This is a genomic window from Moraxella catarrhalis (assembly GCF_001656295.1).
Taxonomy (GTDB): Bacteria; Pseudomonadota; Gammaproteobacteria; order Pseudomonadales; family Moraxellaceae; genus Moraxella; species Moraxella veridica.
In genome coordinates this window covers 18,689-41,539 of sequence record NZ_LXHE01000015.1, presented here as the reverse complement: position 1 = coordinate 41,539, position 22,851 = coordinate 18,689, and the positions used below count along the sequence as shown (strand labels likewise).

23 protein-coding genes are annotated in these 22,851 nt (G+C 43.7%); 10 read left to right on the top strand and 13 right to left on the bottom strand.

Annotated features, from left to right (window positions below):
• Nucleotides 1–322: 322 nt before the first annotated feature.
• Nucleotides 323–676 carry a hypothetical protein gene (locus AO382_RS07125; RefSeq protein ID WP_115346491.1) on the bottom strand — a complete coding sequence of 118 codons (354 nt, stop codon included), beginning with the start codon at nucleotides 674–676 and terminating at the stop codon, nucleotides 323–325.
• Between AO382_RS07125 and tsaD the strand changes: the two genes are divergently transcribed.
• Both tsaD and AO382_RS07115 read left to right on the top strand, forming a co-directional pair.
• Nucleotides 652–1,698 carry a tRNA (adenosine(37)-N6)-threonylcarbamoyltransferase complex transferase subunit TsaD gene (gene tsaD, locus AO382_RS07120; protein WP_064619504.1) on the top strand — a complete coding sequence of 349 codons (1,047 nt, stop codon included), beginning with the start codon at nucleotides 652–654 and terminating at the stop codon, nucleotides 1,696–1,698. The two genes, AO382_RS07125 and tsaD, sit on opposite strands and share 25 nt — an antisense overlap.
• A gap of 363 nt (nucleotides 1,699–2,061) precedes the next feature.
• Nucleotides 2,062–3,597 (top strand): YadA-like family protein, encoded by a 1,536-nt coding sequence (locus AO382_RS07115; RefSeq protein WP_064619499.1) that lies wholly within the window; start codon nucleotides 2,062–2,064, stop codon nucleotides 3,595–3,597.
• A gap of 138 nt (nucleotides 3,598–3,735) precedes the next feature.
• On the opposite strand, the gene AO382_RS07110 is transcribed toward AO382_RS07115, so the two are convergent.
• Nucleotides 3,736–4,623, bottom strand: a complete 888-nt coding sequence (locus AO382_RS07110) for a LysR family transcriptional regulator (protein ID WP_064604207.1) — start codon at nucleotides 4,621–4,623, stop codon at nucleotides 3,736–3,738.
• Nucleotides 4,624–4,885: 262 nt separating this feature from the next.
• Here AO382_RS07110 and AO382_RS07105 point away from each other — a divergent pair, with 262 nt between their 5' ends.
• The gene (locus AO382_RS07105; protein WP_064619496.1) at nucleotides 4,886–5,518 is read left to right on the top strand and encodes a DedA family protein; all 633 of its coding nucleotides are present in this window, start codon (nucleotides 4,886–4,888) and stop codon (nucleotides 5,516–5,518) included.
• Between the two features lie 44 nt (nucleotides 5,519–5,562).
• Here the strand turns inward: AO382_RS07105 and AO382_RS07100 are convergent, their stop codons facing one another.
• Entirely contained in the window at nucleotides 5,563–5,937 is a 375-nt protein-coding gene (locus AO382_RS07100) for an outer membrane protein assembly factor BamE (RefSeq protein ID WP_064619573.1), read from the bottom strand.
• A 236-nt stretch (nucleotides 5,938–6,173) separates the two neighbouring features.
• Between AO382_RS07100 and fur the strand changes: the two genes are divergently transcribed.
• Nucleotides 6,174–6,614: a ferric iron uptake transcriptional regulator gene (gene fur / locus AO382_RS07095; RefSeq protein WP_064619495.1), complete on the top strand. Its 441-nt coding sequence runs from the start codon at nucleotides 6,174–6,176 to the stop codon at nucleotides 6,612–6,614.
• 69 nt (nucleotides 6,615–6,683) lie between these two features.
• On the opposite strand, the gene AO382_RS07090 is transcribed toward fur, so the two are convergent.
• Nucleotides 6,684–7,730, bottom strand: a complete 1,047-nt coding sequence (locus AO382_RS07090; RefSeq protein WP_064619570.1) for a type IV pilus twitching motility protein PilT — start codon at nucleotides 7,728–7,730, stop codon at nucleotides 6,684–6,686.
• A 117-nt stretch (nucleotides 7,731–7,847) separates the two neighbouring features.
• Between AO382_RS07090 and AO382_RS07085 the strand changes: the two genes are divergently transcribed.
• Nucleotides 7,848–8,558 carry a YggS family pyridoxal phosphate-dependent enzyme gene (locus AO382_RS07085; protein ID WP_064619492.1) on the top strand — a complete coding sequence of 237 codons (711 nt, stop codon included), beginning with the start codon at nucleotides 7,848–7,850 and terminating at the stop codon, nucleotides 8,556–8,558.
• A 52-nt stretch (nucleotides 8,559–8,610) separates the two neighbouring features.
• Here the strand turns inward: AO382_RS07085 and AO382_RS07080 are convergent, their stop codons facing one another.
• Nucleotides 8,611–10,302 carry an NAD+ synthase gene (locus AO382_RS07080; protein ID WP_064619489.1) on the bottom strand — a complete coding sequence of 564 codons (1,692 nt, stop codon included), beginning with the start codon at nucleotides 10,300–10,302 and terminating at the stop codon, nucleotides 8,611–8,613.
• Between the two features lie 249 nt (nucleotides 10,303–10,551).
• Between AO382_RS07080 and AO382_RS07075 the strand changes: the two genes are divergently transcribed.
• Nucleotides 10,552–10,827: a hypothetical protein gene (locus AO382_RS07075; RefSeq protein ID WP_064619486.1), complete on the top strand. Its 276-nt coding sequence runs from the start codon at nucleotides 10,552–10,554 to the stop codon at nucleotides 10,825–10,827.
• A 61-nt stretch (nucleotides 10,828–10,888) separates the two neighbouring features.
• Here AO382_RS07075 and AO382_RS07070 read toward each other — a convergent pair whose 3' ends face one another.
• The gene (locus AO382_RS07070; RefSeq protein ID WP_064619483.1) at nucleotides 10,889–11,236 is read right to left on the bottom strand and encodes a cell division protein ZapA; all 348 of its coding nucleotides are present in this window, start codon (nucleotides 11,234–11,236) and stop codon (nucleotides 10,889–10,891) included.
• A 36-nt stretch (nucleotides 11,237–11,272) separates the two neighbouring features.
• On the bottom strand, nucleotides 11,273–11,632 hold the full coding sequence (locus AO382_RS07065) for a hypothetical protein (RefSeq protein ID WP_064607976.1): 360 nt from the start codon (nucleotides 11,630–11,632) through the stop codon (nucleotides 11,273–11,275).
• A gap of 293 nt (nucleotides 11,633–11,925) precedes the next feature.
• Between AO382_RS07065 and AO382_RS07060 the strand changes: the two genes are divergently transcribed.
• Both AO382_RS07060 and ribF read left to right on the top strand, forming a co-directional pair.
• Nucleotides 11,926–12,564, top strand: coding sequence for a UPF0149 family protein (locus tag AO382_RS07060; protein WP_064619480.1), 639 nt, complete (start codon nucleotides 11,926–11,928; stop codon nucleotides 12,562–12,564).
• 14 nt (nucleotides 12,565–12,578) lie between these two features.
• The gene (ribF, locus tag AO382_RS07055; protein ID WP_064619477.1) at nucleotides 12,579–13,562 is read left to right on the top strand and encodes a riboflavin biosynthesis protein RibF; all 984 of its coding nucleotides are present in this window, start codon (nucleotides 12,579–12,581) and stop codon (nucleotides 13,560–13,562) included.
• A gap of 116 nt (nucleotides 13,563–13,678) precedes the next feature.
• Here the strand turns inward: ribF and trmB are convergent, their stop codons facing one another.
• Nucleotides 13,679–14,509, bottom strand: a complete 831-nt coding sequence (gene trmB / locus AO382_RS07050; RefSeq protein WP_064619474.1) for a tRNA (guanosine(46)-N7)-methyltransferase TrmB — start codon at nucleotides 14,507–14,509, stop codon at nucleotides 13,679–13,681.
• Between the two features lie 118 nt (nucleotides 14,510–14,627).
• Between trmB and AO382_RS07045 the strand changes: the two genes are divergently transcribed.
• Together AO382_RS07045 and AO382_RS07040 are read left to right on the top strand one after the other, a co-directional pair.
• Nucleotides 14,628–15,566 (top strand): DUF2628 domain-containing protein, encoded by a 939-nt coding sequence (locus AO382_RS07045; RefSeq protein ID WP_064619471.1) that lies wholly within the window; start codon nucleotides 14,628–14,630, stop codon nucleotides 15,564–15,566.
• Nucleotides 15,567–15,615: 49 nt separating this feature from the next.
• Nucleotides 15,616–16,344 carry a TraX family protein gene (locus AO382_RS07040; protein ID WP_064619469.1) on the top strand — a complete coding sequence of 243 codons (729 nt, stop codon included), beginning with the start codon at nucleotides 15,616–15,618 and terminating at the stop codon, nucleotides 16,342–16,344.
• Between the two features lie 18 nt (nucleotides 16,345–16,362).
• Here AO382_RS07040 and AO382_RS07035 read toward each other — a convergent pair whose 3' ends face one another.
• From AO382_RS07035 to AO382_RS07015, 5 genes are all read right to left on the bottom strand, one after another.
• Nucleotides 16,363–18,651, bottom strand: coding sequence for a primosomal protein N' (locus tag AO382_RS07035; RefSeq protein WP_064619466.1), 2,289 nt, complete (start codon nucleotides 18,649–18,651; stop codon nucleotides 16,363–16,365).
• Nucleotides 18,652–18,661: 10 nt separating this feature from the next.
• A complete protein-coding gene (locus AO382_RS07030) occupies nucleotides 18,662–19,567 on the bottom strand; it encodes a Dyp-type peroxidase (protein ID WP_064619463.1) in 906 nt (301 codons plus the stop codon).
• 199 nt (nucleotides 19,568–19,766) lie between these two features.
• Nucleotides 19,767–20,147, bottom strand: a complete 381-nt coding sequence (locus tag AO382_RS07025; RefSeq protein ID WP_064619460.1) for a RidA family protein — start codon at nucleotides 20,145–20,147, stop codon at nucleotides 19,767–19,769.
• 30 nt (nucleotides 20,148–20,177) lie between these two features.
• Nucleotides 20,178–20,357 (bottom strand): hypothetical protein, encoded by a 180-nt coding sequence (locus AO382_RS07020; protein ID WP_064619457.1) that lies wholly within the window; start codon nucleotides 20,355–20,357, stop codon nucleotides 20,178–20,180.
• 111 nt (nucleotides 20,358–20,468) lie between these two features.
• Entirely contained in the window at nucleotides 20,469–22,658 is a 2,190-nt protein-coding gene (locus AO382_RS07015) for a RelA/SpoT family protein (RefSeq protein WP_064619454.1), read from the bottom strand.
• Nucleotides 22,659–22,851: the final 193 nt, after the last annotated feature.

The following is a 22,851-nucleotide window of genomic DNA, read 5'->3' as shown; positions in this document are numbered from 1 at the left end:
GGTTGTCAATGTCGGGTTTGGTTAAAATCGGCGGTATTATGCCATACTTTCCTTGTTTTGCCTACTTGCAAAAGTGGCTGCAGCAGCCTATTCATCATAAAAAATTATTAGATCATCAGATAATTTTAATATTTTGAATAAAAATGCTGTTTTGTGCATAAAGTTTGTTTGAGCGCTCAATCCCAGATTATAACAAGAATATTTTGGTTAAAATGCTCAAAGCCTTGTTTTTCATGGCGGACACACATTTTAAGAGAGATATCTAAAATGCAATTTGCGCGCCATTTGGTCTGATAAACACTTCTAATAGACTACAAATGTACTACTTTATAGGCACAAACTCAAATATCAAATCATGATGGAATGTAATTTTCCATAAATTAAAAAAATAATCATAAAAATCAATCACAAAAGCTAATATTTGGCGGCAGTAATGCCAAAAATCATACGATATTCCTAAAATAAACTCATTAATAATACTTTCACTTTTTGGCAGCTTTTCAAGGGTTTGGCGTGATGAAAAATAACGGGCGTCTATCAACGTAGCCGAAGCTTTGCCTTGATGGCATCTGCCGATATTTGGGCGGATCTGTGCTATAATAGTAAGCAACATAAAATAGTAAGCAACATAATGATCATCGAGAATGCGTAATGAAAGTATTGGGATTGGAGACATCTTGTGATGAAACAGGGCTTGCCATCTATGATAGTACGATGAATGGCGGCAGGGGCGGCGTGTTGTCTCAGGTTTTGTATAGCCAAATTAATCTACATGCCACCTATGGCGGTGTCGTGCCTGAGCTTGCCAGTCGAGACCACATTCGTAAGCTTGTGCCGTTATTTAATGAGATGTTGGATCAGGCAAATATCACCAAATCCGACATTGATGCGGTGGCGTATACCAAAGGCCCAGGGCTGATTGGGGCGTTGATGACGGGGGCACTATTTGGGCGGACACTGGCGTATGGGCTGGGCGTGCCAGCGGTTGGGGTGCATCATATGGAGGGGCATCTGTTAGCACCGTTATTAGCCAGTGATAACCCCCCAAGCTTTCCATTTGTGTGCCTGCTGGTGTCGGGCGGTCATACCATGCTGGTGCGTGCTGATGGTGTGGGCATGTATCAGATATTGGGCGAGTCTATCGATGATGCGGTGGGTGAATGCTTTGATAAAACGGCCAAAATGCTCAAACTGCCCTATCCCGGTGGCCCAAATATCGAAAAATTAGCCAAAAACGGTAACCCACACGCCTATGAACTGCCAAGACCCATGCAGCATAAGGGGCTGGATTTTTCGTTCAGTGGCATGAAAACCGCCATTCATAATCTCATCAAAGACACGCCAAACGCCCAAAGCGACCCCGCCACACGAGCAGACATCGCCGCAAGCTTTGAGTATGCGGTGGTGGATACTTTGGTCAAAAAATGCACCAAAGCACTACAGATGACTGGTATTCGCCAGCTGGTGGTCGCAGGGGGCGTCTCTGCCAATCAGACACTACGCCGCACGCTGACCAAGACGCTCCGCCAAATCGATGCGTCGGTGTATTATGCCCCTACCGAGCTATGCACGGATAATGGTGCGATGATCGCTTATGCAGGCTTTTGTCGGCTAAGCTTTGGGCAGTCGGATGACTTGGCGGTTCGCTGTATTCCCCGCTGGGATATGACGACGCTTGGCGTATCTGGTCATAGATAGCCAAATCAATCATATCAACTATCTATTGGTATATGCCAAAATGCCATATCAGGGTGGTGATTAAAATAAGGCTTAAGTATTGTTTATGTAATTTGGTTAATTTGGTGTTGATACTTTGATAAAGCCTTGCTATACTATAACCTATAAATGGATATGATAGGGATTTTCCATTTATACCAGCAAAAGCGATAGATAGATAGATAGATAGATAGATAAAATTTTGTTTGGGTTTTTATCTATATTTTCATCTATCCGCTGATACTTTCTACCTGCCCCGATGACATCATTTATCTGCTTTTTTAGGCATCAGTTGTTTCACCGTGATGACTGATATGAGACTTAACTACCAAAAGAGAGTGCCAAATGAAAACCATGAAACTTCTCCCCCTAAAAATCGCTGTAACCAGTGCCATGATTGTTGGCTTGGGTGCAGCATCTACTGCGAATGCACAAACAGTTGAGTACGATATTTCAAGTATTGGTGAAGCTAACCAAGGTAAGATGGTCTTCGGTGATACTTTTTTTGTTGAAAATCAGACCACCAATGATATCTCTATGAAGTTTTATTCTGACTCGGATAAGACACTACCTAGCAGTATGTTATTTGATCAGTTCATGACAAACCAACGACTCAAAGGCTTTAAAGCAGGTCAGCCATTTATTCCTGTTGATGACAATGGTAATCCTATTACTCAAGTAGATAATGTAATAGATAGTAATGGTCAAACTAAAAAAGTTCGCTCTGTGACTACTAGAATCGCCACCGAAGAAGATGTTGAAAAAAGTGCGTATGCACAAGGCATTCAAAAGGATATTGATGATCTTTATAAATATGATCAAGAAGTTACAAACATTATAGACGAGATACATGATCATAATAAACAGCAAAATGAAACTCTTGAAAACTTGATCACAAACAGTACTAAGAATACTGATAATATTGCCAAAAACAAAGCTGATGTCGAAGAAAATAAAGTTAAGATTGAGGCAAACAGTAGCAAAATCACCAATTTAGGAACACTTTTCCAAGCCCATGCAGGATCGATAGAAGATAACGAAAGTAATATCAAAACGAATAAAGATGCTATTGTTAAGAACAAAGCTGATGCTGATACTAAGTTTCAAAGTGTGCAAACAGACATTGCAAATAACAAAACCACACTTGCCGAGCACACCAAAAAAATCGATGACAATAAACAAGCCATCGAAGAAAAATTGGGTGGCAAGGCAGATTTGCAAAAATTATCAGAGTTAAAAACAAGCGTTGATAAAAATCAAGCTGACATCACCAAAAACAAAGCCGATGCTGATGCAAGCTTTAAAACGCTCACCGAAAATCAAAACACTTTGATTGAAAAAGATAAAGCACAAGACACATTAATCGCTAAAAACAAAGCCGATGCTGATGCTAAGCTTCAAGGTGTGCAATTAGACATTGCAAATAACAAAACCACACTTGCCCAGAACACCAAAAAAATCGATGAAAATCAACAAGCCATCGAAGCAAAATTGGGTGGTAAGGCAGATGCCCAAGCACTGAATAGCTTAAACGATAAAGTCAATGGTTTTGACGGTCGTGTAACTGAATTAGACACCAAAGTCAATGGTTTTGACGGTCGTATCAGTGCCTTGGATACTAAGGTAAATGCTTTTGATGGTCGTATCACGGCTTTAGATAGCAAAGTTGAAAACGGTATGGCTGCCCAAGCTGCCCTAAGTGGTCTATTCCAGCCTTATAGCGTTGGTAAGTTTAACGCTACCGCTGCACTTGGTGGCTATGGTTCAAAATCTGCGGTTGCTATCGGTGCTGGCTATCGTGTTAATCCAAATCTGGCGTTTAAAGCTGGTGCGGCAATTAATACCAGTGGCGATAAAAAGGCTCTTATAACATCGGTGTAAATTACGAGTTCTAATTGTCTATCATCACCAAAAAAAAGCAGTCAGTTTACTGGCTGCTTTTTTATGGGTTTTTGTGGCTTTTGGTTGTGAGTGATGGATAAAAGCTTGTCAAGTGATTGACAAATGTCAATAAGCGGTTTAGGGTTTTTGGATATCTTTTAATAAGTTTAAAAACCCCTGCATAAAATGAAGCTGGGCATCGGAGCTACGAGTAGCGGCATACAGCTGGCAATGCACACCGACGCCTAGAGGGCGTGAGACCACCCAGCCTTTGCGTTCGTATTCTAAAATTACCCAATCAGGCAGAGCGGCAACGCCGTGTTCGGAGGCGACCAGCTGAATGAGCATGGCGGTCAGCTCAGTTGTGCGGATATTGGCAGGTGCTACCCCATTGGGCGTCAAAAATTGGGCGATGATGTCCAAATGGCTTTCTTCAACAGGATAGGCAATCAGTGTTTGGTCGCACAAATCTTGGGGGGCAATGACTGCTTGGCTTGCCAAAGGGTGAGTTGGTGCGACCACCAATCGGCTTTCATAAGTAAATAGCGGTAAATAGCTGATACCATCAATGGGTAAATCGCTTGAGGTGATGAGTAAATCAATCTCACCATCTACCAGCATTTGGTGTGGCTCAGGGTCAAATCCTGTTGAAAAATCAAGCTCAACATCAGCATATTGCCCACGATAGGTGTTTAAAATCGGCATCAGCCAATCAAAACAGCTATGGCATTCGCTCGCCAAACGCAGCCTACCTGCTTGACCATGTGCGAGGCGTTTAATATCGGATTGGGTGCGTGCTACCTGTGGTAAAATACTCTCTGCCAACTCAAGCACCATCAAGCCTGCTGGCGTGAAGCTGATGGGGCGAGTACGCCGATTGACCATCGTAATGTCATAATAGTTTTCAAGCTCTTTGAGCTGATGACTGATGGCTGAGGCCGTTAGGTTCATCTCATCGGCGGTAGTGGCAAGCGACCCATGGCGTTTTAGGGCGTGCATCATCTGTAGGTGGCGAATCTCTAGCATAATAAAGCCATTTGTTTATATCGTTTACATTGACATGAAATTTGAAATTTTATATGAGTAACATTTTATCATAATATCAAACAACATTCATGTTGTCTAAATGACCAATGTGATGACTTTGGTTTTTTGGATATCTCATCTATGTCTGTGTATCAAACATTTAAGCAATACAAAATTTTTATAAAGATTATTTTTTTTGATAATATAGGCACTGTTTTGAGTAAAAAGTTTGAATAAAAAGTAGGGAATTATGAATATGATTATGCAGCTGATGGACTTTATTTTGACCATCGATCAGCATTTGGCAGTATTTTTACAAGATTATGGCATGTGGATTTATGGCATCTTATTTTTGATTATTTTTGTTGAAACTGGGCTTGTGGTGATGCCGTTTTTACCTGGAGATAGCCTGTTATTTGCTACAGGTGCGTTGGCCGCTGTGACAGGTGCGATAAATCCGATCTTATTGATCATACTGCTGTCTTTGGCTGCGGTGTTGGGTGATACGCTCAATTATCATATCGGTAAATATATCGGACCTAAAGTATTTGTCACAAATTCCCGCTGGATCAATCATCAGCACTTGGTTAATACACAAAAATTTTTTGCAACACATGGTAAAAAGACGATTATTCTTGCACGCTTTATCCCGTTTGCTCGTACCTTTGCGCCATTTGTGGCAGGAGCGGGCAGCATGAATTATCGCTATTTTTTAAGCTATAATATCATCGGTGGATTTTTATGGATTGTGTCATTTGTGCTGCTGGGTTATTTTTTTGGGAATCAGCCTGCCATTAAAGATAATTTCACTTATGTGATTTTTGGTATTATTATTTTTAGCATCTTGCCAGTTATTTTTAGTTTTATTAAACAAAAACTTAATAAAGCCGCTTAGTGGATGTATAAGCGGCTTATGAATTGGTTACGACCACACCAGCATCAATGGCGAGTATCAGGTAAGCTGTCACGACCGTCAATGCGTGTAACGATGCCTTGGTTATTAAAATGAATGCTCAAGTATTGCGATGCGTTTTTAATGTCAGATTTTTTTTGGCGTTTGCCATCAGTGCCTGCGGTATAGTCATAAATATAATCCCAGCGGTTTGGTGCCAGCGTATCACGCAAGGCAGGCGAGCCAAGTAAATATAGCACTTGGTTGGCATTCATGCCCACTTGTATTTGATTGGCTTGGGCGGCAGATAGCGGCGTGCCTTGGGGTAGATCGATCGTATAGACCCGAAAGGCACTGCAGCCAGTCAGAGCAAGCACCGCAACCAAACCTAAGCTGACAGCTTTGTAAGTCATCTTTTGCATTATGATTCCCATATGGTGATGAAGTGTGATCATATTAAACCAAAGGCTTATCATTATGCAAGTATCTTTTGCTATTTGGGCGGTTTTTATGATGATGATAAGTTTTGATGATTGGATAAATAAATCATAAGCTTTTGGCGTATGGTGATGATTTTGGGGTGCAAGCAGGGCGATTTTATGATACATTATTAATTAATTTATATGATTTAATATCATCAAGTTAGGATGGATAATATATGGCTTTTACAAATAAAGATTTGCGTAAAGCTGGCTTAAAGGTTACTTTGCCTCGTATCAAAATCTTAGAGCTGCTTGAAAATGCTGAACATCATCATATGAGTGCTGAAGATGTCTATCGTGCGTTAGCAGCGCAGGGCGAAGATGTGGGTTTGGCAACAGTGTATCGTGTTTTGACCCAGTTTGAGCAAGCAGGCATCGTTAAGCGACATAATTTTGAGAATAATTTATCAGTCTTTGAGATTGTCCAAGATGAACATCACGATCATTTGGTCTGTGATGTGTGTGGTAAAATTGTTGAATTTCATAATTCGGTCATCGAAGAAGAGCAGTTTAAGGTGGCTCAGGCGCATAATTTTAAGCTATCAGGTCATTCTTTGGTGCTGTATGGCGTCTGTGACAGTCCAGAGTGCCTAAAGGCAAACAGCGAAAATAAATAAGCCAAGCCCCGTATGCGGTGTGATCCAAAATGCCCAATAGATGATATTGGGCATTTTTTAAATCAAGGCTTAAAATAGCCGCTCTTGGGCATGATGATTGGCGGTATCTGGGCTGATTTTACCAGATGAGACCAGGCGTGATAGATGATGACTCAGACTGATCATGCCTTGGGCTGAGCTGGTCTGGATGACAGAAGGCAGCTGCGAGATTTTATTTTCGCGAATAAGATTGGCAACCGCAGGCGTGTGAGTGAGAATCTCAAACGCTGCCACACGACCGCCACCTTGGGCAGGCAATAGCCGTTGGGCGATCACTGCCTTTAGTGAGTCAGCGAGCATCGTGCGAATCATGTGCTTTTCAGCAGCATCAAAAACCTCAATGATACGATCAATACTCTTTGGGGCGTTGACCGTGTGCAAGGTTGCTAGTACCAAATGCCCAGTTTCGGCAGCTGTCAGCGCCAAGCGAATGGTCTCAAGATCGCGCAGCTCACCGACCAAGATCACATCAGGATCTTCACGCAATGCTGAGCGTAGGGCATTTTGAAAGCTTCGGGTATCTTTACCGACTTGCCTTTGATTAATCAGAGAAAGCTTGGAGACATGCTCATATTCAATGGGGTCTTCAATGGTGATAATGTGCTTTTTTTGGTGTTGGTTGATGTGGTCGATGAAACTGGCAAGTGTCGTTGATTTACCCGAGCCTGTCGCGCCTGTAACAAGCACTAAGCCTGCGCGCAGTGTCGTGATTTGTCGCAGGCTGTCATAAATTCGATCATCATCAATTAACCGCCTAAGTGTGGGCACTTTGGCTTGAATCACCCGAAAAACAGCCGCCGCACCGTGTGCCTGAAAAAATACATTCACCCGAAAGCGAGCGATGCCATCAAGTGAAAGTACAAAATCATGTTCAAGATTGTGTTGCCATTGGCGATAATCTGTGTCATCCATCACAAGGCGTAGCATCTGCATGATACTATCTGTATCAATGGGCGTGATGTCCATGGGCAAAAGATTGCCATCAATACGCAGCATAACGGGCTGTTGGGCGGATAAATGTAAATCTGATGCGCCTTGATTGTGTGCAAAAACCAACAGATCTTTAAGATTGAGCATGGGGATCTTGACTCCAAACATTTGCCACATTAAATCAAATTCAGGCGGATTTCACAAGTGATCTTCTTAGTGTTACAATAATTTGATGAAATACAGCCATATGATAAAGGGTAGATTATGCAGACCGTGACCGATTTTGATGAAGCGCAATTATTGGCTAATTATCAAGCAGTGAGTGATGCGCTAGCTGTGGCTAATGCCAAGGCTGCCGAAACAAACGACGAACACCGTTCAGCGGCACTACTTGCGGTGTCAAAGACAAAGCCTGCTTCGATGATTGAGGCGCTGTACCGTGCAGGTCAAGAAGATTTTGGTGAAAATTATCTGCAAGAGGCGCTTGGTAAAATCACGGCGCTGCCTGATTTGCCGATCACATGGCACTATATTGGCAGCATCCAAAGAAATAAAACGCGAGACATTGCCAAGTATTTTGACTGGGTGCACACCTTGGAGCGCGAGGTCATCGCCAAGCGTCTCAATGAGCAGCGCGCAGGTATGAAGCCGCTCAATGTCTTGATCCAAGTCAATATTGATGATGAAAGCAGTAAATCAGGCTGTAAACCAACTGAACTGCCCACGCTCATAGAACAAATCATCAACTACAAAAACCTAAACTTGCGTGGCGTGATGGTCATTCCAAGTCAGCAAACCGTAGATGCGTTTACCCGCACAAAAGCACTATTTGATGCGATGGCAAGGCGTTTTGACTTGCCAAACTGGGATAGCATCAGCATGGGCATGAGCGGTGATATGGCAGAAGCTGTGGCGCATGGATCGACGATGGTGCGTGTTGGGACGGCGATTTTTGGTGAGCGATCATATCAGTAAATGTAGCGCCATTAAAAAACGCCCACTGGTGTGAGCGTTTTAAAAGTGCTGATTAGCCTTTGATTGACCAACCATTGACCAGTGGGTATCGGCGTTCGCGACCAAATGATTTTTTGGTGATCTTGGTACCGATGGCACCTTGGCGGCGTTTATATTCAGAGCGATCCACCATGCCTAAGATTTTTTCGACCATTTGGGGTTCAAAACCTGCTGCCACAATGGCTTTATAGCCCAAATCTTCATCAATATACATTCTTAGGATGTTATCAAGCGTTTCATAATCGCCTAAGCTGTCTTGATCTTTTTGGTCAGGACGCAGCTCAGCACTGGGCGGGCGAGTAATCACTCGTTCAGGGATAACAGGATTATCCTCCAAGCGATTGCGATAATTTGCCAAGCGATAGACATCGGTTTTATACACATCTTTTAAGACATCAAATCCGCCCACCATATCGCCGTAAAGCGTTGAGTAGCCGACAGCATTTTCAGACTTATTACCTGTTGAGATGACCATATGCCCAAATTTATTAGACAGTGCCATCAAGATAGTGCCACGGGCGCGCGCTTGTAAGTTTTCTTCGGTCACATCAGGCTCGCTATTGGCAAGCAGTGGCGCTAAGGCTGAGCGTAAGCCTGCCACAGCATCATGAATGGGGCAGACGGTATAAGACACATTTAAGCGAGCGGCTTGGGCTTCGGCATCTTCTAGGCTGATTTGAGCGGTATATTCATAGGGCATCATCACGGCATACACCCGATCAGAACCCAACGCATCAACCGCAATACAAAGCGTGAGCGCGCTATCAATACCACCTGATAGGCCAACAATCACCCCTTTAAAGCCTGAGCGATTGACATAATCGCGCAGACCCACCACAAGCGCTTGATACATCTCAGACTCTTCAGACAGCACAAGCGGTGCTTTGGTTTGTGTATCAAAAGTCTTAGTTTGGGTATCAAACTGCGCCATCATCAGCTGATTTAAGAATCTGACGCCTTCATGTGCGACACTGCCGTCTGATTGCATGATCAAAGAACCGCCATCAAAGACGATATCATCTTGGGCACCGACGGTATTGACATAAATGATGGGCAGATTATGGGCGGAAGACTGTTTGGTTAAAAGCTCTTTTCGGGCGGTTTGCTTACCGATTTCAAATGGCGAAGCATTGATCACCACCACCAAATCAGCGCCTTCTTGTTTTAGCGCTTGAATGGGCTCATCATGCCAAATATCTTCACAAATCAAAAGACCAATCGTCGCGCCTTTATAATCAAACAAGACTTGATTGCGACCTTTTTGGAAATAGCGACGCTCATCAAAGATGCCGTAGTTTGGTAGGCGCTGCTTATGATAAAAGCCTTTTTGGCTGCCGCCTTGCAAGATGGCGGCTGAATTGAATGTGCCATGATGATCAATGTGTGGATAGCCCAAAATCACCACAATGCCTTCAATTTCGGCAAGTTTTGCCATCGCTTCACGGACGCGCTCACCTAAGGTTGGGCGCAAAAGCAAATCTTCAGGCGGATAACCCACCAAAGCAAGCTCAGGAAAGATGACAATATCCGCACCGCGAGCTTTGGCGTCTAGGGTTAAAGCGTGCATTTTTTTGACATTACCTGCGATATCCCCCACCCAAAAATTGGTCTGAATGATCGCAAAAGTCATTTGACCTGTCGTGGCATCTGCGGTATGAAAACTGGTTTGTGTGCCGTTGACGGCATCGGTTTTAGCTTTTGACATTTGTAATATCCTTGAAATTTGTGAGCATTGGGCATCATACCAAGTGCGTTTAAATTGATGTCATAAAAAATGCAATGACCTCACTGTCGTCGCAAATTTCATAAACAAATTTTGTAAAAGTGGCAAATACGCCAAACATTCTGGCTTATCAAAATCGTTGACAAACCTGCAAATAGTATAGCATAAACCCCTAAACTTTGTGGTATAGTAATCTTAGGTTTCTAAAAATTTGCGATGAATCGAGAGTTTATGTTTGCTTTTATTTTAAATATTATCATCATCAGTGTGGTCATGTGGCTGTTTTTGAAATTCATGTACCCTAAGCCACCCAAAGCGTTCTTCCCCAAAGAAGGTGATGATACAAGCGTGCGACATTGCCACTACTGTGGGCATGTGTTGGCAACCTATCGTGGTATTTTATTGAACAAAAAGCAGCCTAATGAACGGTTTTTTTGTAATGCTGACCATCTCAAATCTTATGCCGATACTCATCCAAAAGAAAATCTACCAATGATTAACGATTGATAGCTTTTAAGGTAGCATAAAAAACGGTAGTTTTTATGCTACCGTTTTTGATGTGTTTGACTCAAAGCATCGAGCGTGCTTGTTGATTGATTTTTTCTATCATGGCAGCGACTTTGGCTTTTTCGTCATCAGCATCAGCGATTTGGGTTTTTAGGGCTTGGACTTCATCATAAAGCTCCAAGCAAACCAGCACCAAAAACTCTTCATTGGTCGGTGTTTTGTGCTTGATTTCACGGCGCAGATCACGGATTTTGTGGTTGATGTATTCAGCCCCATGTTCTAGGTTTTTAATTTCGTCCACTGGGCAGACAATCCGATGCGGCGTGCCGGCGATACTGATATCAATTGGGCGAAATTCTTCTTTGGCGATGATGGCCGATGATGGTGAATTTTGGGTGTCTTGACTCATAATGATTCCTTAGCAAAACTGTTGAATGGCGCGTCTTTAGTTGGAGCGATCGATTTTTGACAGCCAATCACGAATCACTTCAGCGCGTGAGATGGCTAAGGCGTTTTTATCTTTTAGATCTTGATTTTGGGTGATTAACGCTTGATTGGCTTGATAAAGCTCATCAACTTGCTGCTCTAGCGCATTTTGGGTTTGTTGTAGATCATCCACGCGGTCATTATAATTCTCAATATCAGTCAGTGCTTGATTGAGCTTGTCTTGTAGTGTTTCGATTTGTTTGGCGCTGTCGTCATTGGCGATGCGTTGTTTGAGATTGGCAAGTTCTGTCGCAGTGACCGCATATTGCTTTTTCATGGCGATGATCGTCTGCTCTAAGGCTTGTAATTGAGCTAACATAAGATATCCTAAGTTGATCAAACAAAATTTAGCTGAGCTTATCTTAGCATGGCTTTGGATTGTGTTGTCAAATTTTTTGTAAAAATTACATAAAAGTTGGTCATTGTGATATTAAAAAGTTTTTAGATAACATCATGGTTTAATCAAAACAAGCACATAAACTGGCATGTCTGTGCTATAATACTCTGTTTTTTTGAGCGATTATTTAAAGGTAAATTTTAACAATTTTTGACAAAGGTTTGATGATCCTTAAGGGTTAACTGATGTCAAAAACACACGAATAAAGGCAAACTATGGCAACAGATTATTTATCAGGTTGGGATGATTGGGCGTCAGCATTTGGCGACTGGACAGACATATCGATCAGCGAGTTGCACGGCATCATGACTGGTATCATGACTGTGTGTCATGCACCTGATACCGATGGTTGGGTACGCTTATTAGAAGAAATGAGCTTTGGGATACCTAGTGAATCGGCACTTGAGCTATTGACTGACTATGCCGAAGATGTCAGCTTTGCACTCAAAGATAAAGATGACGCATATGGCTATGAACCCTTAGTACCTGATGATGAGCATGAGTTGTATGAGCGTGTTTTGGCACTCAAAGACTGGGCGGGCGGTTATATTACTGGTATTGGTGTGGCGGGCGTGACATTGAGTGCAGATGAAAACGAGCTGATTGGTACTTTGATGGAGATTGCCGCCATTCGCTTGGATGACGAAGAAAGTCTAGAGGGCGGTGAGGAGATGTGGCTACAGTTATTTGAGTTTGCTCGCATGGTGCCTGTCAGCTTAGCTGTTCGTCAGCGTCAAGATGTCAAAAACTTGGCGTTATTAAAAGGTCTGTCGCCTGAAGCGAAGACAGCAAATGAGCTTGCAGCAGAAAAGTTGGCTGTACCAGTCATTGATGCGATGGCAAGCAAGCAATAGGCGATATATTTTTCATGCAAATCATTTTTTTAGACAGTCATCATTTACCGACACTGCCACCACTTGCCTTGACCATCGGTAATTATGACGGCGTTCATTTGGGTCATCAAGCGTTATTATCAGCACTGGCTGATGATGCCAAAGCGATGGGTCTGTCATCAGCGGTGATGGTATTTGAGCCACAGCCTAGAGAATATTTTTCGCCTGATAATCCACCAGCTCGATTGACCAATTTGACCGAAAAAGCAGAGCAAATTATGCAATTGGGCGTTCAATATCTGATTGTGGCAAGTTTTGATGATGCGTTTCGTTCATTATCAGCGGCGGCGTTTGTCGATCTTTTACGCAGCTTGAATGTGAGCCATCTTGTGCTTGGTGATGATTTTCGTTTTGGTCAAGATCGTGTTGGCGACAAAGCATTTTTGCAAGCTGCAGGATTTAGCGTAGATAATTTGCCCAGCATCACCCAAAATGGCGTACGCATCAGCTCATCTTTGGTGCGTCAAGCTTTGGCGGTCGGTGATTTAAACGCTGCCAAATCTATGTTGGGTCGCTCTTATGGCATAACTGGCGTGGTCGAGCATGGTGATAAGATTGGGCGAACATTGGATTTCCCAACAGCAAATGTGTCTTTGGGGCGTCTAAAGCCTGCACTGCATGGCATTTTTGCTGCCGATGTCATCGCCTATCAAAATGGCGTGCGTTTGGATTGGGCATCGCTGGGTCAAGGCGGTGTGATGGGTCTAAAACAGGACAGTTTATTTGGTGCCGTTAGCATTGGATTACGCCCCAGTGTGGGCGGCAAACAGTGGCGACTTGAGGTGCACTTACCTGATTTTAACGGTGAATTATATGGCGTGACGCTTTGGGTGGTGTTTACGCATTTTTTGCATGGTGAACGGCATTATGATGGTGTTGATGCCCTAAAGACAGGCATTACCAACGATGTGGCGGCTTTGCTTGCGTGGCGAGATGATCAAGGATACTCATGTGATTGAATAAAATGCGATTGAATAAAACACATGGAATAACGCACCCCAATACCGCCACAGTTATCAGCATAAAACAGCCAAAACTTAGCCACCAAATTACGATCGTTTGATTGCCCCACTTTTTAGGCTTTTAGATAAATCAAATCCCAAACGCCATGACCATGAGTGATGCCACGCTTTTCAAATTTGGTCAAAGGGCGAAAGTCAGGGCGTGGCGTAAAGTTACCCTTTTCACAACTGTTGATAAATTCAGGCATACCATCCAACACCTCAAGCATCCAAAACGCATAATGCTCCCAGTCGGTTGCCGCATGAAACTTACCCCCAGATTTTAGCACACGAGCGACTTTTGCCATACGGTCATGCGTCACAAAGCGGCGTTTATAATGTCGTTTTTTTTGCCAAGGGTCAGGAAAATACAACTGAACGGTGTCCAAATGTTGCGGGGGTAGATTATCAAGTAACGCCACAGCATCGCCATTGATGATTTTTAGGTTGTGAAGTTTTGCTTCATCTGCCAACGCCACCAAACGCCCAATACCAGGTTCATGAACTTCAACGCCAACAAAATTGGTTTCAGGGGCATTTTTAGCCATCTCAAATAAGCTATCGCCCATGCCAAAGCCAATTTCAAGCACCAAAGACGCATCACTGCCATTGGGCGTATCTGTAAATAAAACTCGTAAATCTCTGATTGCTGAGACATCGCCAAGCTTGCCAAGCTCATCGGTTGGATTGACATAAAGATACCGAAAATGAGCGTCTAATAAGGCGTGTTCATGATATTGGCTCATGTGTGAACGACGCTTCATAAAGGTATTAATTTTACGAAACTGCTCGGGTGTTTGTGCCAATTTGGTGAGGCGGGTGCTGATTTCTTCTTTGTCAATGGCTTGTAAAGATTGAGCGTCTGCCAAGACATTTTGGGCATCTTGGGGTGTTGAATTTGTCATAAAAGGGCGTACAATAGCTAATATTAAAAACGGTCATTATAAAGAATAACTGACCCAACCACAAGCTAACAGCTTGGTTTTTTAGTCGCTGTTCATCGCATTTAGCCAAAGAGTTGCCATGTTTCGCCTACCTTTTTTAGAAGATACAACGCCACCACCATTTTATCAAAGTCATTTGAGTGATGATGAACGCACCCGATTGGATCGATGGTTTATTGGTCATCGCTCCCAAGCGTACTATTTGAGACGATTTGCTGAGTTTGATCGAGTGGGTCGGTTACACGCAAAATGGCATTGGGCGGCATTTTTTATGACATTTGGCTGGCTGCTGTATCGTAAGCGTTACTTAGATTGCGTGGTGTATTGTGTGGCAGGCTGGTCATTTATTAAGGTTAATATTGTCATCATCTTAGCAGTGGCAGAATATACATTGATTGGATTTTTGGCAGATGGCATGCAGTGGCCTGTGCGTATTTTGATTGGCTTGGGGGTTTGGCTGTTTTGGTCGAGCATGGTGGCACGCTGGGCGGATGCGTATTATTATCGTACGGCTCGCCGAGAGATTGCAGATGCTCTAGAGCTATACCCTCGAGATGAAGCTGCACAAAAACAGCATCTTAGGCGTGAAGGTGGCGTAAGCTTGCTTGGTTTGTCGGTGGCATTTGCGATGTTTTGGATGATTTTATCAATCATCGTCGGGCAGTTTGTACCGATGTATATCAAACAAGCTGAGCAAAAGCTTTTGTTTGATGTCTATAGCGAAGCCAATGCGGTGGTTAAGCGTGTGGATGTAATTATGGCGAACACAGGTCAATGCCCAGTCAATTTACCTGTGACCAGCACGCATCATCGTGCTGATATCCAAGTGGTGACACAAGCAGACGGTATTAATACCAAATGTGCTGTCGTTGCGACCGTTTTAAAGGCATCTTATCCACTTAGCTATCTAAAAGGGCGAACTTTGACAATATATAGTACGCCTACCCAACATGGATTGGTATGGCGATGCCAAACTTCTTTATCAAAAAAACAAACCCCAAAACGCTGCATTGGCTAATCATTAACCTTGTATGACCAATATCAAATCAGTGAACAATGAACCGAATATGGCAGATGATACTGTTACCAATCAGCTGCAGCTGACAACTTTTCACCTAAAACTCATCACGCTGATTGCCATGCTCATTGACCACATCGGTTGGGTGTTTGTGGCAACTTACAGTATGACCGCTGAGATAATGCACACGGTGGGGCGTTTGGTTGCACCGATGATGGCGTATTTTTTGGTGATGGGGCTGTATCATACACACAATCAATGGGCGTACTTGGGGCGTCTTTTGGCTTTTGCTGTTCTCTCGCAGCCGATTTTTATGGCGTTTCAATATACCATTGGTAGTGTCGATTCATTGACACAAGTGCTTTGGGGTAATGTACTGTTTAGCTTAGCTGCCAGCTTGGCGGCATTAATGATCTGGCATATGAGTATACCTGTGACGCTTAGGGTGATTGGTGTGCTGGTGATGGCGATGATTGCAGAGATTGGGGAGTATGGGGCGGCGATGGTGATGTGGGTGATGGTGTTTGAGATTTTTAAACATGACAAAATCTTACAACTGATCGCTTATGCCCTAAGCGTCCCTTTGGCACATTATCTGATTTATGGGTGGGCGTTGACGGTCGGTCTTGGGTGGATGAATGTGGGTATGTTTTTTGCGTTACCGCTGATTTATTATCATACAGGTCAGCAGGGGCGCAGGCTGGGCGGCCGATATTTTTTCTATCTTTTTTATCCTTTGCATTTATTGGCGATTGTTTGCTTGGCTTGGGTCGTTTGATTGTACAAAAGTTTGCAATCACCAACCCATTGGATCAATGTCAATACTCATGCGTACCGCTTTACTGCTTGGTAGTGACTGTACTGATGGCCACCATGTCTGTAAAAATTCATGCAATGGTGGGCGAGTTTTTGCCAAGATGAGCATATGCACCTGATAGCGATTATTTTTTTTGGTCATGGGTGCGTCGATGGGTGCATTGATGGCAAACGGATGATTGGCTGGTATCAATCCTTTGGCAGCAATGATGGCGTCTTTGGCTCGCTGATGGTGCAAACTTTCGGCACGAATGAGTACGGCATGGCTAAAAGGCGGCAGCCCCAACTGTGATCGTTCGTGTAATAGCTCGTGGGCAAAGGCGTGATAACCTTGACGCACAAGCTGAATGAGCAGGGCGTTATCAGGCTGTAAGGTTTGGATTAGGACTTTGCCTGGCTTTTTGGCACGACCTGCTCGACCTGCTACCTGTATGATACGCTGTGCGGTATGCTCAGGTGAGCGAAAATCAGCCGATAAAAATCCCAAATCAGCATTGGCAATGACCACAAGCGTAACATTTTCAAAATGATGACCTTTGGCAATCATTTGTGTCCCCACTAAGATCGCAGGGTTGCCAGTATTGATGTTTTTTGTCATCTGAGTCCATGCATCTTTTTTTTGCATGGTATCTTTATCGATCTGATAAATCGGATAAGTTGTGCGGCTGACTTGTGGATTGGCAAATAATGCGTGCAGCTGCTCGACTAGGCGGGTTGTGCCTGCACCAAAACTGTCCATATTAGGGCTGTGGCATTCAGGGCAGGCCATTGGTATGGGCGTACGATAGCCACAGTGATGGCAGCGTAGTTCACCATGCATGGGCTGTACGCTTTTTTTGTGAACGGTCAAATGTGCATCGCAATTGGGGCAATTGGCTTGATGACCACAACTTCGGCAAATCAAGATCGGTGCATAGCCTCGGCGATTTAAGAACACAAGCACCTGTTCACCTTTGGCTAAGCAATGACGCATTGCCTGAATTGTCGCGGGTACAAAGGCAGTGTCGCTGATTGTCCCATCGAGATGCTGAGCATGATAGCGACCCAATCGCATATCCACCAAATGCATGCAGACCGCCTGAGCGTCGCCTGCACGATTTTTTAGGGTGAGCGGTGTTAATTTGCCATCTTGGATGAGTTTGAGCTGTTCAAGACTTGGTGTGGCAGTTCCTAAAATGATTGGAATCTTGGCAAATAAAGCACGCATCATCGCCACATCGCAGGCATGATAGCGAAGATGGTCTTGTTGCTTATATGACGCATCGTGTGCTTCATCAATGATGATCATACCAAGATTTGCAAAAGGATATAAGATGCTTGAGCGTGTACCGATGATGATTTGTGCGTGACCCAAACGGCACGCTTGCCAACCTTGAAGGCGTTCGGTGTCATTCATCTTGGAGTGCAATACACAGATATTGGCAGAAAACCGTGAGGCAAATCTGCCCTTGGTTTGGGGCGTTAGCCCAATTTCAGGCACGAGTATCAGCACCTGTTTGCTTTGGTCTAGCACATGGTGCATGGCTTGTAGATAGACTTCCGTTTTACCCGAACCTGTTACGCCATCCAACAAAAACCCTTGATACTGCCCCAAATCACTGGCAGTCTTAATGGCATCCAAGGCAATCTGTTGTTCGTCATTGGCATCAAGCTTAGGTTCTTTGAGTTGTACTGGTGGCGGCTGTTTGTTAGGCGGTATATGCTCATCAGTGATGATAAGACCTTTATTGATAAGACCATCAAGTGCAGAGCGTGTTGCACCGATTTGGCTGAGTGTGTCGGTCTCAAGACCTGCTGGATATGCCATCAGATGTGTTAAAATTTGTCGTTGTTTTTTGGCAGTTTTTGGCAACTTATCGATGGCGGTATCATCACAGATGGCTTTGTAATATCGCTGCTTGGCGTGTATGGGCTTGCCTTGGTTGATGAGTGTCGGCAGCATCACACAATAGACATCGCCCAAGGGGTGATGATAATAAGAAGACAGCCAGCGAGCGAGTTTTAATAATTCATCGTCAAGGATGGCGCGCTCGTCCAGGACTTGCTTGATGGGCTTGAGTTTATTGGGTGGAACTTGACTTTGGCTTGCCAAAATCAGCCCAACCACCACCCCTACCATTGACCTACGACCAAACGGCACCAATACCCTAGCACCAATCTCTGGCAGAAGTAAATCACTGGGACAAGTATAATCAAAAAAATCAGCCACAGGTACTGCCAGTGCCACTTGGGCAACTAATTTTGGCGTCTGCTGTGGGTCTTTAGTCATGATTGGCAAATTATAGATTTTCTAAGCGCTCAACCGAAGGTGCGTAATAATAAGCACCCGAAACCGCCGTACTGACATGTTTAAGCAGCAAATCAATCTTGCCATCGGTCTCACCAAACATACTAAGTAGCTGAGCTTCAATATTCCATAGCCGTGCTGCATAAGCGATATACATTAAGCCATGCTCGCCAGTCACTGTACCAAAAGGCAGACTTCTGCGTACCACCTCCAAAGTCTTACCATCTTCCTTAAGATTGGTGCGGCCCAAATGAGAATCTGATAAGCGTTTGGCTTTATCAAATTCAATATTATCAACTTTTGAGCGACCAATAGAATTTTCTTGGTCGCACACAGGCAACTTATCCCATTTATTCAAGTCGTGGCGGTATTTTTGTAAAAGCACATAGCTGCCGCCAGCATCATCACCATCAGCGATGGCAGCCACGCCACTTACGGCATCATCTTGGGGGTTTTCAGTGCCATCTACAAAGCCTTCTAAGCCACGATTTTCTACCCAGCGAAAGCCATGTGTTTCTGATTGAATTTGGATGATATCCTTAAATATCGCTACCAATTCTTTTGCTAGGCTAAAATTGATATCATGACGCATTGACTGAATATGAAACATTACATCATGCTGCGTGGCAGGTGCCAGACCATTACCCAATGGGCGAAATGGTTTGATTTGGCCGCCTTCTTTGGTGTAGCCAAAGCGTTGCCAAGCCTGCGCACCAAAACCAATGGTCAGACCTAAAGATTCGCCCGTAAATTTGGCTTGTAGCTCATTTAAAGCGTGCAAAGCTTGGCGGCAGGCGTCTGCGATGGTTGCTGTGTTATTGGTGATAAAATCACCCTCCATAAAGATGCCAGCACGGCAATGGTCGGGAATGATGGCAGATTGTGGCGTTTTAGACATAGATGACCTTATATAATATCAATGAATTTTTAAACAATTTAATTCATTTTTTAAGTAAATTAATTATGAATGAATTAATACTGAATTAATACTGAATATAAAATTTGGTGCTTATTTCAGATGGGACGGCACTTTTGGGTGCTAAAATACAAAGCCCTTGGATATCCAAAGGCTTGTTGACCAAAGACTGACATACCGCTTATGACAAATATAAGATGGCTTCAATCTCAACCACGCCACCTTTAGGCAGTGCGGCAACTTGAACAGCAGCACGAGCAGGATAAGGTGCGCTCAAGCGAGCATTAAATACCTCGTTGAGTGTCGCAAAATCCGACAAATCTGTCAGCGAGACATTAAATTTGACCGCATCAGCCAAGCTGCCACCTGCCGCTTCAGCGATGGCTTGTAAATTATCCATCGCCTGCTCGGCTTGTGCTTTAAAGCCTTCTTTGAGTGTCATGGTTTTTGGGTCAAGACCCAATTGTCCAGAGATATAGACGGTATCGCCAACCCTGACCGCTTGAGAATAGGTGCCAACAGCGGCAGGTGCGTCGTCTGTATGAATGATTTGTTTGCTCATGATATTTAAACATCCCAAAATAAATACAAATTAGATGTGTTTGGTGCGAAAATAGGCAACAAGTTTATCAAATAGGCTCATCGCTTCGCCAGTATAGACGGTGTTCGAAGGTGCGATATTGTCCACCGTTTTTGGTAATAGGGTCGGTTCAACTTTACCAAGAAAATGTGCAGCGTCTTTTTGGCTATTAAGGTCGATTTTACAGCACATAAGATATCCTTATTTTGACTGAAGTGACTATTATTATGTCTATTATATATTATGTCTATTATAATAGACCATTTTGCCATCAAAATTCAAGCGTTTTAGGTGGCACAATCATCACTGATACAGTCGCATGATATTTGGATAGCCAAGCAATGTGCGTAATTTTTCGATGCCCTCTGCCAAATGAGAGCGTGAGCGTACCACAATGTGCAGCGTTGTTGTACCGACTTTACTGCTTTGGTCTGACTTGGTATCTGTTTTGATGTGTGTTTGCTCAACACCGATATTTAGCGCACGCATTTCATAAATGACTTGGCTGATTTGCTCTTCGTTTAAACTGGCATAAATACGCAGCATGGCAGGGAATCGCAGTGCATCAGGTTGATTTTGTAAAGACTGGTCAGACTTCCAATCTAGGTGAATGATTTGGTAAGGTGTATCGGTGCGTATTGCTTGTAAAGAATAGCACTTATGACGATGTACAACCAAACCTTGGCGAGATAAATGCCCAACAATGGTATCGCCATAAATCGGATTGCAGCAGCGTGCAAAATCCACCTCCACGCCCTTGATGCCTGCCAAGAGATGCTTAGAGCGAGTAATTTCATGGTCATCGGCAGTATCAATCTCTTCACTAAATAAACGAGAAACCACAAGCTGTGGTAATAGCACGCCTGTTGATAATTGCATAAATAGCTCATCAGGCGTATTGATACCACGCCATTTTAGAATGTCAGCCCAGTCATCATCGTTCAAATCGGTGATGCTTTTGCCGTAAGTGTTCAAAGCGCGATCAAGCGCCTGCTTACCATAATGGATCTTTTGATCTTCAGGTAGTCGCTTTAAGAATTTTAAAATTTCTGTGCGGGCTTTGTTGGTTGCGACAAAGCCGAGCCATTCGGCGCGCGGGGTGGCGTTTTTGTCGGTGTCGATACTGACGGTATCTCCATCGGCGAGCACCAGACCAAGCTTGCCATGCTTATGATTAATATCAGCACCCGTAGCAATGTTTCCGATGGCAGGTCCGACTGCATAAGCAAAATCTAGCGCCGTTGAGCCACGTGGCAGTTCGTAGGCGCGCCCTTTGGGGCTGTAGCAGACAATTTTTCGCTCGTGCAGATAGCTGATCAGCTCTTCGATGATGGCGATGTGCGAATCATCACCTTCGGTCTCGCTGGCATTTGCCAGATCCTGCATATTGCGCAGACTGGCTTGAATGACTGACTGACTGACGCCAGTTCGGTCATTACTGATGATACCCAGCCGAGCAGCCTCTTGCATACGGCGAGTCATCAGCGTGATTTTAATGTGATTATAATCACGGTCATAAAATAAGGTCAAAGACTGATTGCCACCTGCTAAAGGTTTGCGGATATTATCATGGATTTGGCGATTGCCAATTTGGTATTTTTGGATCAGATAAGTGGCCAGTGTGTCGCAAGCTTCAATATCTTTTAAGATGACTTCAAAATCATACTGACGAATCAGTCGGCTGATTTGACTACGATTTTTGAAAAACTGTCGATACATTGAGGTGCGATTGTCGAGCACTTGGACATTACCATCTAGGTTGAGGTGCGACAGTAAGCTTTGTAGATAAGTGCTAATTTCGGTTTTTTGAAAATTACGCCCCAAGCCATGCTGTAATAATTTATCCGTAAATTTGTTATACATATCGGGGTTTAAATTGCGATAGCATAACAGCTCAATATAATCAGCGATGTTATTTAGTCCCATCAGGCGCGCAAAAGGAATATAAAAATCCAGCGTTTCTTGAGCGGTTCTTTTTTGTTTTTCTTCGCTGACAGCATCGAGCGTGGACATATTGTGCAGACGGTCAGACAGCTTGATGATGAGAACGCGCGGATCGGATAAGGTGGCTGTTAAGATCTTATGAAAAGTGGCGGCTTGACTTTGCTGCTTACTCATCCCTGAGGATTTAAGCTTAGTCACGCCATCAACAAGCTGAGCGACCATTTGACCAAATTCTTGTGAGACCATCTCATCGGTAACTTCGGTATCTTCGACAGTATCGTGTAAAATGGCAGCGACAATGGTATCGCGGTCTAAGCGAAAGCCTGCCAAAATCTCTGCCACTGCGATCGGATGAGTGATATAAGGCTCGCCAGATTTTCGCTTATCATTGATGTGTGCGACATCACCAAAATGGCAGGCACGCAAAACATCGGCGCGCTCATCAGGCTTAAGATAGGCGACGGCGCGCATCAGACTGTCACGAGCTTCATCCACAAGCGGGTGGCTAAGAGTGGTAGGAATATTATGTAGATGATAGCTTTCTAGCATAGATGGCTCGTACAAATTAACTTTGATTAATGGCTAAAAAAATAACTTGGCTTATTTGGGTTTTGATCCCTTAATTTCAGCTCTATAATAAAGCACTTTGTAGGGGTGTTGTCAATATCTTTACCATTGAATTGATTAATTTTAAGATTTTTATTAATCAATAATACAGTGCATGGCACCACCGATCATCAGT

What these genes read in the sequence shown, in the direction of transcription:
- AO382_RS07125 (WP_115346491.1), bottom strand. Translation starts at nt 676, where the DNA reads ATGTCTCCAATCCCAATACTTTCATTACGCATTCTCGATGATCATTAT.
- AO382_RS07060 (WP_064619480.1), top strand. Translation starts at nt 11,926, where the DNA reads ATGGCAACAGATTATTTATCAGGTTGGGATGATTGGGCGTCAGCATTT.
- ribF (WP_064619477.1), top strand. Translation starts at nt 12,579, where the DNA reads ATGCAAATCATTTTTTTAGACAGTCATCATTTACCGACACTGCCACCA.
- AO382_RS07085 (WP_064619492.1), top strand. Translation starts at nt 7,848, where the DNA reads ATGCAGACCGTGACCGATTTTGATGAAGCGCAATTATTGGCTAATTAT.
- AO382_RS07070 (WP_064619483.1), bottom strand. Translation starts at nt 11,236, where the DNA reads ATGAGTCAAGACACCCAAAATTCACCATCATCGGCCATCATCGCCAAA.
- AO382_RS07025 (WP_064619460.1), bottom strand. Translation starts at nt 20,147, where the DNA reads ATGAGCAAACAAATCATTCATACAGACGACGCACCTGCCGCTGTTGGC.
- AO382_RS07100 (WP_064619573.1), bottom strand. Translation starts at nt 5,937, where the DNA reads ATGCAAAAGATGACTTACAAAGCTGTCAGCTTAGGTTTGGTTGCGGTG.
- AO382_RS07015 (WP_064619454.1), bottom strand. Translation starts at nt 22,658, where the DNA reads ATGCTAGAAAGCTATCATCTACATAATATTCCTACCACTCTTAGCCAC.
- trmB (WP_064619474.1), bottom strand. Translation starts at nt 14,509, where the DNA reads ATGACAAATTCAACACCCCAAGATGCCCAAAATGTCTTGGCAGACGCT.
- AO382_RS07115 (WP_064619499.1), top strand. Translation starts at nt 2,062, where the DNA reads ATGAAAACCATGAAACTTCTCCCCCTAAAAATCGCTGTAACCAGTGCC.
- AO382_RS07110 (WP_064604207.1), bottom strand. Translation starts at nt 4,623, where the DNA reads ATGCTAGAGATTCGCCACCTACAGATGATGCACGCCCTAAAACGCCAT.
- AO382_RS07105 (WP_064619496.1), top strand. Translation starts at nt 4,886, where the DNA reads ATGCAGCTGATGGACTTTATTTTGACCATCGATCAGCATTTGGCAGTA.
- AO382_RS07020 (WP_064619457.1), bottom strand. Translation starts at nt 20,357, where the DNA reads ATGTGCTGTAAAATCGACCTTAATAGCCAAAAAGACGCTGCACATTTT.
- AO382_RS07065 (WP_064607976.1), bottom strand. Translation starts at nt 11,632, where the DNA reads ATGTTAGCTCAATTACAAGCCTTAGAGCAGACGATCATCGCCATGAAA.
- AO382_RS07045 (WP_064619471.1), top strand. Translation starts at nt 14,628, where the DNA reads ATGTTTCGCCTACCTTTTTTAGAAGATACAACGCCACCACCATTTTAT.
- AO382_RS07075 (WP_064619486.1), top strand. Translation starts at nt 10,552, where the DNA reads ATGTTTGCTTTTATTTTAAATATTATCATCATCAGTGTGGTCATGTGG.
- AO382_RS07030 (WP_064619463.1), bottom strand. Translation starts at nt 19,567, where the DNA reads ATGTCTAAAACGCCACAATCTGCCATCATTCCCGACCATTGCCGTGCT.
- AO382_RS07080 (WP_064619489.1), bottom strand. Translation starts at nt 10,302, where the DNA reads ATGTCAAAAGCTAAAACCGATGCCGTCAACGGCACACAAACCAGTTTT.
- AO382_RS07040 (WP_064619469.1), top strand. Translation starts at nt 15,616, where the DNA reads ATGGCAGATGATACTGTTACCAATCAGCTGCAGCTGACAACTTTTCAC.
- AO382_RS07035 (WP_064619466.1), bottom strand. Translation starts at nt 18,651, where the DNA reads ATGACTAAAGACCCACAGCAGACGCCAAAATTAGTTGCCCAAGTGGCA.
- tsaD (WP_064619504.1), top strand. Translation starts at nt 652, where the DNA reads ATGAAAGTATTGGGATTGGAGACATCTTGTGATGAAACAGGGCTTGCC.
- fur (WP_064619495.1), top strand. Translation starts at nt 6,174, where the DNA reads ATGGCTTTTACAAATAAAGATTTGCGTAAAGCTGGCTTAAAGGTTACT.
- AO382_RS07090 (WP_064619570.1), bottom strand. Translation starts at nt 7,730, where the DNA reads ATGCTCAATCTTAAAGATCTGTTGGTTTTTGCACACAATCAAGGCGCA.